Raw genomic sequence first — 13,502 nt, 5'->3', positions numbered from 1 at the left:
GTGGCCAGGCGCGACGGTGGATGGAAGCGCGTGGTGCTCAAGCTGTCGGGGGAGGCGTTCGCAGGCGAAGAACAACTGGGCATCTCTCCCAAGGTTGTCGGCTATATCGCCCAAGCGATCGCTGAAGCTGTCGCCAAGGGCATTCAGGTAGCTGTCGTCATCGGCGGCGGCAACATGTTCCGAGGTGCCGAACTGTCCCAGGGCGGTATGGAACGCAGCCGTGCCGACTACATGGGCATGCTGGGCACCGTGATCAACTGTCTCGCGCTCCAGGACTTCTTGGAGCGGCTGGGGATTGAGACTCGGGTCCAGACCGCGATCCACATGAGCCAGGTCGCCGAGGCTTACATCCCGCGTCGCGCGATCCGACACTTGGAGAAGGGCCGCGTCGTTATTTTCGGGGCGGGACTTGGAGCGCCCTTCTTCTCCACTGACACCGCCGCCGCACAGCGGGCGTTGGAGATTGGCGCGCAGGCCGTGCTCAAGGGCACCCAGGTCGACGGCGTCTACGACTCTGATCCGCGCAAGAACCCTGCGGCGGTCCGATTCGACCGTCTTGACTACAACGAAGTGCTCACCCGCGGATTGAAGGTCATGGATGCCACAGCGGTGAGTCTCTGCATGGACAACGGTCTGCCGATCGTGGTCTTTGACCTCATGGGCAAGGGCAATATCCTCCGCGCGGTGCAGGGGGAGAAGATCGGCACGATCGTGTGTCCCCCGGATGTCTGACAGGTCTGCCCAGTCCTCGTATTACTCCGGCAAAGCGACACACGGGAGTCCCGAAATGATCGAAGAAACACTCCTCGAAGCAGAGGAGAAAATGGAGAAGGCCGTCCTCGTCACCAAGGAAGACTTCGCCTCGATCCGTACCGGGCGTCCCAGCCCAGCCACGTTCAGCCGGATCACCGTGGAGTACTACGGGGCGATGACCCCGGTCAACCAGTTGGCGTCGTTCCAGGTGCCCGAGCCGCGCATGGTGATCATCTCCCCGTACGACAAAGCGGCGATGCCTGCGATCGAGAAGGCGATCCGGGAAAGCGACCTGGGGGTGAACCCCAGCAACGACGGCAACATCATCCGGGTGGTCTTCCCGGAGCTGTCGGAGGAGCGCCGCAAAGAGTACGTCAAGGTCGCGCGGAACAAGGCTGAGGACGGCAGGACGTCGGTCCGGAACGTGCGCAGGCAGGCCAAGGACGCCATCGACAAGGCGGTCAAGGCCGGCGAGATCGGCGAGGACGAGGGGCACCGCGCCCAGAAGGAGCTGGACGCGCTCACCCAGAAGTACGTCGGCGAGATCGACGAACTGTTGAAGCACAAGGAATCAGAGCTGCTCGAGGTCTGATCCTTGTCCGATTCTGATTCCTTCGAGGGTGCGATGCCGGCGCGGGGCGACTCCCAGGCGCTTCCGTCCCAGGAGGCCGGGACGGGAACGGACCACGCTGCTGACTCCCCGAAGCGTTTCACCCTGCACAAGCCCGGTGGCAAGCCCGTGCGCACCGGACGCAACCTGCCCGTAGCGATCGCGAGCGGGTTGGCGTTGGGCGCGCTCGCTTACGTCACGATCGTGCCGTACCCGCCCCTGTTCGTGATCGTCACCTCGCTCGCGGTGGTGCTGGGGGTGCGGGAGCTGCGGCGGGCGTTCGCTTCGCGGGGCGTGCACCTGGCCGTGGTCCCCCTCCTCGCCGGGGGCGTGGCCATGCAGGTGGCGGCGTTCTTCGGCGGGCCGCTGTGGCTGGTGGGAACGCTGGCAGTGGCAGCGATCCTCAGCCTGGTGTGGCGGCTGCGCGGCGGGGCTGAAGGGTATGTCCAGGATTCCACGGCAACCCTGTTCACACTGGTGTACCTCCCGCTGCTGCTGGGCACGTGGCTGCTGCTGCTCGCCCAGCCGGAAGGCCATCTGCGGATCATCGCGTTCATCGTGGTGACGATCAGCAGCGACATCGGCGGCTATTTCGCGGGCATCCTGTTCGGCCGCCACAAGATGGCACCGGTGATCAGCCCCAACAAGACATGGGAGGGGTTTGCCGGGTCCGTGCTGAGCTGCATGGTCGCCGGAGTGCTCACGGTCTCTCTCATGCTGGACGGCCCGTTGTGGGTCGGGGCGGTGCTCGGGGTTGCGGTGGTGCTTGCCGCAACCGTGGGCGATCTGATCGAGTCGCTGATCAAACGCGACTTCGGCCTCAAAGACATGGGGTCTTTCATGCCAGGTCACGGCGGTGTGCTGGACCGGGTCGATTCGCTGCTGATCGCGGGGCCGGTGGCCTGGATTGTGCTGAGTCTGCTCGTTCCGGTCACGGGCTGACCGTAGAGTTTTGGGGCCGCGGCGTCTCTTGTCGCGGCCCCGCGCATGGAGGCGGGCGCAAGCCCGCTTGTCACGTTTCCGGGGGAAGTTCGTCGAGGAGGCGCTGCCCGCAGATCCGGCAGCGCAGGGCGTGCTTGGGGTTGGGGGCCCGGCATGCGCTGCAGGACACGGTGCCGAGGCCTTCGTCGATAGCGCGGGCCACCGTGCCCAAAGGTTCGTCGGCGAGTGCTGCGTGGGCCGCGCAGAGCCCTTCGCAGAACGGGACGACCTGGTCGGGGGTGAGGGTGAGGGTGCGTCCCGCCCGAGTGGTGATCCGGTAGACGTCGCGTCCTTGATCCTCGTGGAAGGTCAGCAGCCCCTCCTGTTGGGCGAGCCGGAGCAGAGTGCTGAGGTAGGCGTGTGTGCCGCGTTCGAGCAAGGGAAACACCCGATCTTCCTTCCGTCCACGTAGGTCAGGCAGAGACCAGGCTAGACCGCGAGGTCAGCCGAGGATCCAGCTACGTCCCTCCGCGGCGAGTTTGGCGATGAGGGTTTCCGCGTCGTGTTCTTTAGCGAACAGGTGCTCGGGGCGGGTGATGGGGATGACCCAGAGCCAGTTCACCGGATCGCCGTGGAAGGTCAGTCCGGACAGGTCGGGCGGGGGCGGTCCGGCGAGGACACCGGGGTCGGAGACGAGCAGGACCGCGGTGTGGTTGCCGCGGAGCGGGGAGTCTTCGCCGTTGTCCAGCCATTTGACGCTGTGGCCGGGGCCGAACCAGGTGACGGCCCGCCAGGGGAACGTGCCCAGCCAGCGGAAGATCCGCGCCGCCAAGTGGGCGGGGGCCGTGGTGGCGAGGGCGAGTTCGATCCGCGCATAAGCGGACGTGTCCGCCATGTAGCGGTCGAGGGTGGGCATGCGCTGGCCGCACATGCCGACGGTGCTGAGGATCGTGTACGGCCTGGTCGGGGTGGGGGGCCGTTCGGAGACGCGGATGAGCGGGTCGTAGCCGTCGGAGACGTCCCAGTAGTGTCCGGCGGGGCCGAGCGTGCGGAGGTGGTTGAACACGGAACGCTGCACGCTGCGCCAGGCCCCGGGGGCGCACCGCCACGACCAGTATGCTTCGGCGTGGACGACGCGGGGCCACAGTTGGGCGGCGACGTCGTCGAGCGCCCACGCGTAGGCGCTGCGGCCGATCGCGTCACGCGAGTAGCCAGGCAGGCCGCGGTCGGCTTCGGCCCAGCCGGGGATGACGGCGAGCAGCCCTTCCTCGTCGAGCAGGGCTACGCCGTCGCCTTCTTCGAACCACACGGCCCGCAGGGTGGCGGGGTCGAACGGGGCGCGGCCCTGGGGGTGCTTGGTGTGGGCGGCGGGCATCAGCGGGGCTCGGCCTTCGTAGAGTCCCGAGGCGTCACTGGTTTCCGGGGCGATTTCGTGGTTGGCCAGCCACACGGGGACCCGTACTTGGCCGCGCGGGTCTAGGAGATAGGCAGCGGTGGTGCGGGTGTCGTACTCGACGATGACCCGGCGACTGCGGTAGGGACTGGTCTCGTCGAGGAGAACCTGGGTCGGGGCCACACACTCCTCCTCGTCTCTTGTTCACCGCGCGCGGGCCTCCCCGCGCCGCATAGTATGGACGACAGTGCCGGTTGGGGGAACACGCCACCTTTCCCGGGAAAGCGTTGTAGTCGGCTCCAAATTACCGCGCACTGCCCAACCTTCACCGTTGTCGCCGACGACAGACACCCTTTCTCGACTTGGACCTGAATCCATGCCTGCTGAGCTCACGTTTGTAGCGCCGCGCCGGACGCCGCCACCCCGCCACCTCGCTGACTTGGACCCTCAGGAGCGGCGGGACGCGGTTGCGGAACTGGGGGAGAAACCGTTCCGGGCCCGGCAGTTGGCCCAGCACTATTTCGGTCGTCTGGAGGCGGACACGGCCCGGATGACGGACCTGCCGGCCGCGTCCCGGGAACGGCTGGGCGAAGCGCTTCTGCCGCAACTGCTCACCCCGGTCAAGCACGTCACGTGCGACAACGGGATGACCCGCAAGACGCTGTGGCGGGCGTTCGACGGGGTGCTGGTGGAGTCGGTGCTGATGCGCTACCCGGACCGGGTCACCTTGTGCGTGTCCTCCCAAGCCGGGTGCGGTATGAACTGCCCGTTCTGCGCTACCGGCCAGGCGGGGCTGACCCGTAACCTGTCGACCGCGGAGATCGTCGACCAGGTGGTGTCCAGTGCCCGAGACCTGGCGCGCGGCACGGTCGCGGGCGGCCCGGGGCGGATCTCCAACATCGTGTTCATGGGCATGGGGGAGCCGCTGGCCAACTACAAGCGGGTGCTGGCGGCGATCCGACGGATCACCGACCCGGTGCCGGACGGGCTGGGGATTTCCCAGCGCGGGATCACCGTGTCCACGGTGGGCCTGGTTCCGGCGATTGAGAAGCTCACCGCGGAGCGGATGCAGGTGCGGCTCGCCGTGTCGTTGCACGCGCCCGACGACGAGCTGCGCGACGAGCTGGTGCCGGTCAACCACCGGTGGAAGGTTGCCGAGGTGCTGGACGCTGCCTGGCGGTACGCGGACACGACAGGGCGTCGAGTGTCGATCGAGTACGCCCTGATCCGGGACATCAACGACCAGGCGTGGCGGGCGGACCTGCTGGGCCGGCTGGTGGCGGGCCGGCTGGCGCACGTGAACCTGATCCCGTTGAACCCCACGCCGGGGTCCAAGTGGACGGCGTCGCGGCCCGAGGTGGAACGGGAGTTCGTGCGCCGGCTGCGGTCGCACGGGGTTTCTGTGACGGTCCGGGACACCCGGGGGCGGGAGATCGACGGGGCCTGCGGCCAGCTCGCCGCGTCAGGGGCGTAGCGGCGTGAACAGCCCCGGTAGGGAAGCGGTCCCGCCGGCGTCGCACTGGTGTCCGCGGTGCTGCCGTGCCGCACCTCCGAGGCCTCCTCGGCGAGGCGGGCCGCTGGGGTTGTCGCGGTGCGGGGCAGGCCCGGGGGAAGACCGCCTACTCTCCGGCGGGGACGTTCGCGGTTTCCCAGGTGCGGCGCGCCTCCGAGGGGCCAGGACACTGGCGGGCGCGGAGCCCGGGAGCACGACAGGGCCGAGGGGCATCCGGCGTGGCGAGCCGGACTGGTTGCGGTGAGGGCGTCGACCAGTGTTCCCCTGTTCCTGGCGGGCCCGGTGCGGGCGGGGACGGTCCGGATGCCCTTGGCCGTCTGCGTCGCGGTAACCATGGTGACCTGTACACCCGTGTCGCGGTGCTGGTGGGGGCTGCGACCGCGGTGACGGCTCTGCGGTGCGCGGCGGGCCTGACCGGGTCTGCTAGCGGGTGCCCCACGCGTAGGTCTGCTTGCGGAGCTTCAGGTAGAGGAAGATCTCGGTGGAGATGACCGTGGGCACCGAGCGGATCCGGGTGAGGATGTTGAGGAGCTGCTCGTCGTCGGCGGCGACGACTTCCGCCAGGATGTCCAGGGAGCCCGCGGTGATGACGACGTATTCGACGCCGTCGATGTCCGCGATCGCGTCGGCCGCTTCGTTGAGGTCGCCGTTGCAGCGGATCCCAATCATCGCTTGGCGTTTGAAGCCCAGCATCATGGGGTCGGTGACGCCCACGACTTGGACGACACCGTTTTCGAGGAGGCGTTGGACGCGTTGGCGTACCGCGGCTTCCGACAGGCCGACGGCTTTGCCGATCGCGGCATAGGAGCGTCGCCCGTCCTGTTGGAGCTGTTCGATGATCCGCTTGGCGGTGTCGTCGAGGACCACTCCGCCACTGTTGCGGCGCTGCGTGGGCGTGGACTCCGAACCCCCAGTCACCTGTCCCTCCGCTATCAGTGAGTTTTTCTCGTGAAATTTCACGAATTGGTTGTTAAGGATAGACCCTGCAACGGAATCAAAAGGTTCCGTCGGGATGGGAAAGCCGTGGAAACCTTACCGAGAGATTCGGTCGCGTACGGACTCCAGCGCTAAAAGCGCGACGTGGAGAGACAGACAGGTCTCGACCGAGTCCAGATCCGCGCCGAGGATACGGGCAATGCGGTGCAGGCGGCCGTAGAAAGCGGGACGGGACAGGTGGGCACGGGACGCGGCCAGCGCCTTGTTCCGCCCCGCGTCCAAATAGTGCCGCAGGATCGACGTGAGGTCTTCGCCGTGCTGGGCGTCGTAGGCGAGCAGCGGGCCCAGCTCCCGCTCCACATAGGTCTGCAGCCGCTCGTCGTCCCGCAGCAGGTGCAGCAGGCCGCGCAGCCGCAGGTCGAACAGCCGGTGGTAGGGGCGGTCCGCGGCCTGGTGCACGGCAACGTCCGCCACCTGCCGGGCTTCCAGGAACGAGGACCGCACCCGCCGGATGTCGTCAACCGGTGACCCCACGGCGACCACCACTCTGCTGCCGGCGTGCTCGTGGATGAGCGGGGCGAGCCGGTCCAGGCAGCGCTCCACCCGCTGGGTGGCGGGCAGCGCCAGCAGGACGCCTACGCGCAGGTCGTCAAGCGACCCCACCAGGGCGGACAGCCGCAGCTCCCGGCACACCCGGGCCACGTTCTCAGCTGCTTCGGCGAGCCGGGCCTGCGTGGCGAGCCCGGTACCCGCGTCGCGGAGCCGCAGCACCACGACCACCAGGGTGCGGCCGGCCAGCGGCACGCCCACAGCCCGGGCCCGGACCAGTGCTTCTTCCGGGTCCGAGTAGGAGCGGTCGATGATCCCCGCGATGATCGTGCGATGCGTTTGGCGTTCCAGGCTCTCCTGCTGCCGTTCCAGCAGACGGCCCAGCGCGAGCGTGGTCGCCGCCCGCTCCACCAGTGTGGTCTGCGACGGGGTGGGGGAGGCCCCGCAGACGAGGATGAGCCGCCCCCAGTCCTGGCCGCGCGCCCCCACCGTGGTGACCAGCCAGCCGGTCACCGGGTCGTGGAAGGTCCGCCGCGTGGAAGCCACCGACCTGGACCGGTTCTCCCAGGACGCGAGCACCACTCCCGGGTCTTCGCCGTTGAGGTCGTAGGCCAGCACCTGGTGGGCGAGGTTCTCCACCACCACGGGACAACCGGACAGCCGCGCCACCTCCCGCAGGACCCGGTCCCGGGGCGCCCCTTCCAGCGACAGCTCCGTGAACACGGTGTGCATCCGCTCGGAGGCGCGCAACTCCTCTAACTGCTCGGTGAGCACCCGGCTGTGCACGGCCTCGGTGATCTCCACGAACCGGGTCTCCCGTTCCAGACAGATCACGGGAACCCCCGCCTCCCGGGCCGCGTCCACGAGCGCATCCGGCAGCCTCCGCCGGTATTTGCGGCCCAGCTCGACGGCGATCCCGCTGACCCCGGCCTCGGCCAGGTCGGTGACGTACCGGCGCAGCGCTGCTGCGGCGTCGGGAAGCGCGATCCCCGTGGTCAGCACGAGTTCACCGCCGCGCAGCAGATGCGCCAGGTCGGTGACTTCGGCGACGTGCGCCCAGCGCACGGGCGTGTCGAGACGGTCCGCGCCCACCACGACCCGGGGCCGGGCCCGCCGCACCACGGGCAAGTCGAGGACATCAGCGAGGGAGAGCACCACGGCCTGAGTGTACGCCGCACTACCAGGCACGATTGACACCATGTCAAGCAAAGCAGCGAAAGGCGACCACTCTGTCGCTAGTCAAGGGGGCGGCGAGCGGTGAGACTAAAACCATGTCGGATCTGCTCGCCCGCCACCGCGCGGTCATGCCCGCGTGGATGCCCCTGTACTACGAGACGCCTATCGAGATCGTCAGCGGCAAAGGAAACCGGGTCGTCGACGCTGACGGCAACACCTACCTGGACTTTTTCGCTGGAATCGTCACCAACATGATCGGCTACGACGTGGCCGAAGTCCGGGAGGCCGTCGAAGCCCAGCTCGCCCGCGGAGTCGTCCACACCTCGACCCTCTACCTGCTGCGCGGCCAGGTGGAGCTGGCCGAGAAGATCGCCCGCCTCTCCGGGATCCCCGATGCCAAGGTGTTCTTCACCAACTCCGGCACCGAAGCCAACGAGACCGCGCTGCTGCTGGCCACCTATGCGCGCCGCAGCGACGAAGTGCTCGCGCTGCGCAACAGCTACCACGGCCGCTCCTACGGCACGATCGCGGTCACCGGCAACCGCGGGTGGAAGAACTCGTCGCTCTCCCCGCTCACCGTGCACTACCTGCACGGCACCGACCGCTCCCACCCGGCGTTCGCGCACCTGTCGGACCGCGAGTACATCGACGTGTGCGTGGCCGACCTGCGCGACGTGCTCAGCACCACCGCACCGAACGTGGCCTGCCTGATCGCGGAACCCATCCAAGGCGTCGGCGGGTTCGTGATGCCCCCGGACGGCCTGTTCGCCGCCTACAAGGAAGTCCTGGACGAGCAGGGCATCCTGTTCATCTCCGACGAAGTGCAGACCGGCTGGGGCCGTACCGGCACCAGCTTCTGGGGGATCGGCAACCACGGCGTCACCCCCGACATGATGACGTTCGCGAAAGGCCTGGGGAACGGGTTCGCGATCGGCGGGGTGGTGGCCCGCGGAGACCTGATGGACGCCCTCCCGGCCAACGGGGTCTCCACGTTCGGCGGCAATCCGATCTCCACTGCCGCGGCCAACGCCACCCTCGACTACGTCCTCGACCACGACCTGCAAGCCAACGCGGCACGCCTGGGCCCGCTGGTGCTGGAACGGCTTCAACCGTTGGAGCAGCTGCCCACGGTCAGCGCGGTACGCGGCCGGGGCCTCATGTTCGCGATCGACATGGCCGACCCGGCCACGGGCGCGCCCTCCGCGGAACTCGCAGTCGCTGTACTGGAGGAGACCCGCAAGCGCGGCCTCCTCATCGGCAAGGGCGGCCTGCACGGCCAGACCCTGCGCATGGCGCCGCCGCTCACCCTCACCGAGGAGGAAGCAGAAGAAGGGGCGGCCATCCTCGTCGACGCGGTCACCGCGGTCAACGACGCCGTCGCGTAACCAGTTGAACGGGCGCACCCTCACGCCGCACCCGGGGGTGCGCCCCCACTTGCCCGCACACTCTCGTCACCCGAAGAGGTTGTCCGTTGTCTGTCACGCACGTTTCCCACTGGATCGATGGCAAGCCCTGGCAGGGCCCGGCCGAGCGCCGCGGCGACATCTACAACCCGGCCACCGGGCGCGTGTCGGGAACCGTCGACTTCGCCGGACCGGCTGAAGTCGACGCCGCAGTTGCCGCCGCGAAGCGGGCATTCCCCGCCTGGCGGGACACTTCCCTGTCCCGGCGCACCGAGATCCTGTTCGCGTTCCGGGAACTGGTCCGCGCCCACCGCGACGAACTGGCCCGCATCATCAGCGCCGAGCACGGCAAAGTGGTCTCCGATGCGCTCGGCGAAGTCTCCCGCGGACTGGAGGTCGTCGAGTTCGCCTGCGGGATCCCGCACCTGCTCAAAGGCGGCTATTCGGAGAACGTCTCCACCCGCGTGGACGCCTACTCCATCCTGCAGCCGCTGGGCGTGGTCACCGGGATCACCCCGTTCAACTTTCCCGCGATGGTGCCGATGTGGATGTTCCCCATCGCGATCGCCTGCGGGAACACGTTCGTGCTCAAACCGAGCGAGAAGGACCCGTCCGCCCCGATGCGTCTCGCCGAGCTGTGGGCCGAAGCCGGACTGCCTGACGGCGTGTTCAACGTGGTGCACGGCGGCAAGGAAGCGGTGGACGCGCTGCTCACCCACGAGGACGTCAAAGCGGTCAGTTTTGTCGGCTCCACTCCGATCGCCCGCTACGTCTACGCGACCGCGGCCGCCCACGGCAAACGCGTGCAGGCGCTGGGCGGCGCCAAGAACCACATGGTGGTGCTGCCCGATGCGGACCTGGACTTGGCTGCGGACGCCGCCGTCTCCGCGGGCTTCGGCTCGGCGGGGGAGCGGTGCATGGCGATTTCCGCGGTGGTGGCGGTGGGCGGCATCGCCGACGACCTGGTGGCGCGGATCAAGCAGCGGGTGGCGCAACTGCGTGTCGGCCCCGGCGATGACGAACGCAGCGAAATGGGGCCCTTGGTCACCCGGGAGCACCGCGATCGGGTCGCCTCCTACCTGGAGTCCGGGGTGCGCGAAGGCGCGACCCTGGTCGTGGACGGCCGGATCCACCCGGTGATCGGCGGGGAACGCGACGGTTTCTGGCTGGGTCCGTCGGTGCTCGACCACGTCACCCCCGACATGGCCTGCTACCGCGACGAGATTTTCGGCCCGGTGCTGTCGATCCTGCGCGTCGACACCTACGAGGAGGCGATCGACCTCATCAACGCCAACCCCTACGGCAACGGGACCGCGATTTTCACGAACGACGGCGGGGCGGCACGCCGCTTCCAGAACGAGGTGGAAGTGGGCATGGTCGGTATCAACGTGCCGATTCCGGTGCCGATGGCCTACTACTCGTTCGGCGGGTGGAAGAATTCCCTGTTCGGCGACTCGCACGCACACGGAACCGAAGGTGTGCATTTCTACACCCGCACGAAAGCGGTCACCGTGCGCTGGCAGGACCCCAGCCACGGCGGAGTCAACCTCGGTTTCCCCACCACGAAGTAAGGGCCGATTCCAACGAAACGGTTGTCTCGCGCACGAATTGACAGCGGATTGCCCTACTGATGATCAGTTGCCCACTGTGCGGAGTATCGTGGTTGCCGGTTCGCCACCTCGGGGATGCTGGCCGGTTCACACCCCCCGTCGACGGTGGAAACCGTGAGGATATGCGTCCAATTCCCCTCCCCCCTCCGGAATCGGGCGCACGGTGAAGGGGTACTCCGGACCGTCTCTCCCCCCAGTCCGGAGTACTCCCTACACCTACCCACCCCGCTCAGTGGGTGACCAGCAAGTCGAAATCCGCGGGGGCGCCCATGGCCAGTTGCGCGCACTCGGAGCAGCCGTAGAGACGGGTCCCGTCGGGGAGTACGCCCAGTTGGCGGCGTGGCCTCGGCCAGCGGGCATGGCAGACGACGCAGGCCTCCCCCATGACCTGGGCGTCGCTGAGTCCTTCCGGTGCGACGACGTAGTCGTCGTCATGGTCCGCGGGCGCCCCGCGTTCGCACATAGTGCTCATACCGCTCAACGTCCCTACTCCCCCCGTGGCACAGGACAGTCGCGGATTGATACAGACAGACAGGTAGATGCCGGTGATTGGATTCAATCAGACCGGATGTGTTCGCTGAATAAAGCAGAATCAAAACTGTGACCTGGAGCTTAGTGTCGTTAACTCTGAGTAGTCAAAACCGGAATTGCATACCGCAATTTTTGGTGTGAAAAAGGGGAGCGCACCGGGAGGCGGGATCACACGGGGTATTTCGGCGCCACGGTGAAACGCCGAAGCTCCAGCACCGGGTTGAGTGCGCGGACTTCCGCGACCCGGGCCGGGTCCACTGCGGCGACCGCGACCCCCTCGTCGTCGGCGAGGGACGCCACCACCACTCCCATGGGGTCGGCCACCATGCTGTGCCCGGACCCCATCGGCGCGGTCTGCCCGGCGGCAGCAACGTAGAGGGTGTTCTCCACGGCCCGGGCGCGCACCAGCAGCTTCCAGTGCTCTTTCTTCTCCGGGCCCGGCACCCATTCCGCGCCGAGCACGACAGCGTGGGCGCCCGCGTCGGCCAGCCTGCGGGTGACTTCGGGGAACCGCAGGTCGTAACAGGTCTGCACGCCGAAGGTGAGCCCGTCGACGGTGAACACCGCAGGATCGGTGATCTCCCCGGGCCGGACCACCGCGGACTCGGTGAAGCCGAAAGCGTCGTACAAGTGCAGTTTGCGGTAGCAGACGAGGAGCGCCCCGTCCGGGCCTACAGCCACGGTCGTGTTGGCGAACCGTTCCGGATCGTCTACCGCCTCGTTGACCCCGGCCACGAGGTACACGCCGCAGTCGCGCGCCAGGTCCCGCAGCCCGGACACGTAGCGGCCGTCCAAGGGTTCCGCAGCGGCCACGAACCGGTGGTCGGTGGCGGGGGCGGTGAACATCGCATACTCGGGGAGCACGACGAGACGCGCCCCCTGGTCGACGGCGGCGCGGACCAGTTCGACAGCCCGGCGCAGGTTCGCCTGCTTGTCCATTCCCGGTGCGAACTGTGCGACGGCCACCCCGACCATGCCTGCTCCCCACTGGTGTGTGCTTCTGGGCTGCGCAGCGCTCCGGCTGCGGACGCACACCACAGTAAAGGGCCGGGACGGGACGAGACGATCCCCCCAGCGTCTGCCCGTACCCGGCCCGGCTTGGAAAGCTCCGCTACAGTTGCGCGAACGCTTCTTCGATGATGGTCAGGCCTTCGTCCAGCAGCGCGTCGCTGATGACGAGCGGCGGCAGCAGCCGGATCACGTTGCCGTAGGTGCCCGCGGTCAGCAGGATCAGGCCTTTGGCGTGGCAGTACTTGACGACGGAGGCGAGCGCTTCAGGGTTGGGGGTCTTGTCGCCCGCACCCGCCACCAGTTCCATGGCGACCATGGCGCCGCGTCCCCGCACGTCGCCGATGATGTCGTAGCGTTCCGCCAGCGCGCGCAGCCGGGACAGCAGCACGTCCCCGATAGCGCGGGCGCGCTCCACCAGGTTGTCCTGTTCGATCGTCTCCAAGGCGGCGAGCGCGGCCGCGCAGGCCACCGGGTTGCCGCCGTAGGTGCCGCCCAAGCCTCCGCCGTGCACGGCGTCCATGAGCTCGGCGCGGCCGGTCACTGCGGCCAGCGGCAGACCGCCGGCGATGCCCTTGGCCGTGGTGATGAGGTCCGGCACGATCCCTTCGTGCTCGCAAGCGAACAGGCGGCCGGTGCGCGCAAACCCGGTCTGGATCTCGTCGGCGATGAACACGATGCCGTGCTTGCGGCAGAACTCGACGAGCGCGGGCAGGAACCCTTCACCGGGCACGATGAAACCACCCTCGCCTTGGATCGGCTCGATGAGCACTGCGGCCACGTTCTCCGGGCCGATCTGGGTGGTGATCAGGTCGATGGCCTGGGCGGCGGCTTCCGGACCGCAGTTGTCCGGCCCGGTCGGCCAGCGGAAGGGGTAGGCCATCGGCATCCGGTACACCTCGCCGGCGAACGGGCCGAAGCCCTGCTTGTACGGCATGTTCCGGGCGGTGAGCGCCATCGTCAGGTTGGTGCGGCCGTGGTAGGCGTGGTCAAACACGACCACTGCCTGGCGTCCGGTGGCGTGCCGCGCGATCTTGACCGCGTTCTCCACCGCCTCAGCACCCGAGTTCACGAGGATGGAGCGTTTCTCGTGGTCGCC

13 protein-coding genes are annotated in these 13,502 nt (G+C 68.1%); 6 read left to right on the top strand and 7 right to left on the bottom strand.

Going from position 1 to position 13,502, the window contains the following annotated elements; all coding sequences use genetic code 11:
• From pyrH to TF1_RS15125, 3 genes are all read left to right on the top strand, one after another.
• The coding region (gene pyrH / locus TF1_RS15135; protein WP_255266199.1) for a UMP kinase at positions 1 to 732 on the top strand (732 nt) is incomplete at its 5' end.
• A gap of 55 nt (positions 733 to 787) precedes the next feature.
• Complete coding sequence (frr, locus tag TF1_RS15130) at positions 788 to 1,345, top strand: ribosome recycling factor (protein WP_011291126.1); 558 nt, start codon at positions 788 to 790, stop codon at positions 1,343 to 1,345.
• A 33-nt stretch (positions 1,346 to 1,378) separates the two neighbouring features.
• Positions 1,379 to 2,305: a phosphatidate cytidylyltransferase gene (locus TF1_RS15125; RefSeq protein WP_011291127.1), complete on the top strand. Its 927-nt coding sequence runs from the start codon at positions 1,379 to 1,381 to the stop codon at positions 2,303 to 2,305.
• A 70-nt stretch (positions 2,306 to 2,375) separates the two neighbouring features.
• On the opposite strand, the gene TF1_RS15120 is transcribed toward TF1_RS15125, so the two are convergent.
• Together TF1_RS15120 and TF1_RS15115 are read right to left on the bottom strand one after the other, a co-directional pair.
• Positions 2,376 to 2,732, bottom strand: coding sequence for a hypothetical protein (locus TF1_RS15120; protein WP_011291128.1), 357 nt, complete (start codon positions 2,730 to 2,732; stop codon positions 2,376 to 2,378).
• 54 nt (positions 2,733 to 2,786) lie between these two features.
• Positions 2,787 to 3,860 (bottom strand): suppressor of fused domain protein, encoded by a 1,074-nt coding sequence (locus TF1_RS15115; protein ID WP_011291129.1) that lies wholly within the window; start codon positions 3,858 to 3,860, stop codon positions 2,787 to 2,789.
• A 193-nt stretch (positions 3,861 to 4,053) separates the two neighbouring features.
• Here TF1_RS15115 and rlmN point away from each other — a divergent pair, with 193 nt between their 5' ends.
• Positions 4,054 to 5,151 carry a 23S rRNA (adenine(2503)-C(2))-methyltransferase RlmN gene (gene rlmN / locus TF1_RS15110; RefSeq protein WP_011291130.1) on the top strand — a complete coding sequence of 366 codons (1,098 nt, stop codon included), beginning with the start codon at positions 4,054 to 4,056 and terminating at the stop codon, positions 5,149 to 5,151.
• Between the two features lie 462 nt (positions 5,152 to 5,613).
• Here rlmN and TF1_RS15105 read toward each other — a convergent pair whose 3' ends face one another.
• Together TF1_RS15105 and TF1_RS15100 are read right to left on the bottom strand one after the other, a co-directional pair.
• Positions 5,614 to 6,108, bottom strand: coding sequence for an Lrp/AsnC family transcriptional regulator (locus tag TF1_RS15105; RefSeq protein ID WP_011291131.1), 495 nt, complete (start codon positions 6,106 to 6,108; stop codon positions 5,614 to 5,616).
• 114 nt (positions 6,109 to 6,222) lie between these two features.
• Positions 6,223 to 7,833, bottom strand: a complete 1,611-nt coding sequence (locus tag TF1_RS15100; RefSeq protein ID WP_016188289.1) for a PucR family transcriptional regulator — start codon at positions 7,831 to 7,833, stop codon at positions 6,223 to 6,225.
• 113 nt (positions 7,834 to 7,946) lie between these two features.
• Here TF1_RS15100 and TF1_RS15095 point away from each other — a divergent pair, with 113 nt between their 5' ends.
• Both TF1_RS15095 and TF1_RS15090 read left to right on the top strand, forming a co-directional pair.
• A complete protein-coding gene (locus TF1_RS15095) occupies positions 7,947 to 9,236 on the top strand; it encodes an aspartate aminotransferase family protein (protein ID WP_011291133.1) in 1,290 nt (429 codons plus the stop codon).
• Between the two features lie 86 nt (positions 9,237 to 9,322).
• On the top strand, positions 9,323 to 10,825 hold the full coding sequence (locus TF1_RS15090; RefSeq protein WP_011291134.1) for a CoA-acylating methylmalonate-semialdehyde dehydrogenase: 1,503 nt from the start codon (positions 9,323 to 9,325) through the stop codon (positions 10,823 to 10,825).
• Positions 10,826 to 11,093: 268 nt separating this feature from the next.
• On the opposite strand, the gene TF1_RS15085 is transcribed toward TF1_RS15090, so the two are convergent.
• The 3 genes from TF1_RS15085 to TF1_RS15075 all read right to left on the bottom strand — a co-directional run.
• The gene (locus TF1_RS15085; protein WP_011291135.1) at positions 11,094 to 11,336 is read right to left on the bottom strand and encodes a hypothetical protein; all 243 of its coding nucleotides are present in this window, start codon (positions 11,334 to 11,336) and stop codon (positions 11,094 to 11,096) included.
• 227 nt (positions 11,337 to 11,563) lie between these two features.
• On the bottom strand, positions 11,564 to 12,370 hold the full coding sequence (locus tag TF1_RS15080) for a carbon-nitrogen hydrolase family protein (RefSeq protein WP_011291136.1): 807 nt from the start codon (positions 12,368 to 12,370) through the stop codon (positions 11,564 to 11,566).
• A 136-nt stretch (positions 12,371 to 12,506) separates the two neighbouring features.
• A partial coding sequence (locus TF1_RS15075) for an aminotransferase class III-fold pyridoxal phosphate-dependent enzyme (protein WP_061784008.1) occupies positions 12,507 to 13,502 on the bottom strand: 996 nt, incomplete at its 5' end.

It is taken from the genome of Thermobifida fusca NBRC 14071 = JCM 3263 (genome assembly GCF_001592045.1).
Lineage (GTDB): Bacteria > Actinomycetota > Actinomycetes > Streptosporangiales > Streptosporangiaceae > Thermobifida > Thermobifida fusca.
The sequence above is the reverse complement of the archived record's forward strand: the minus strand, read 5'-3'. Positions and strand labels throughout refer to the sequence as shown.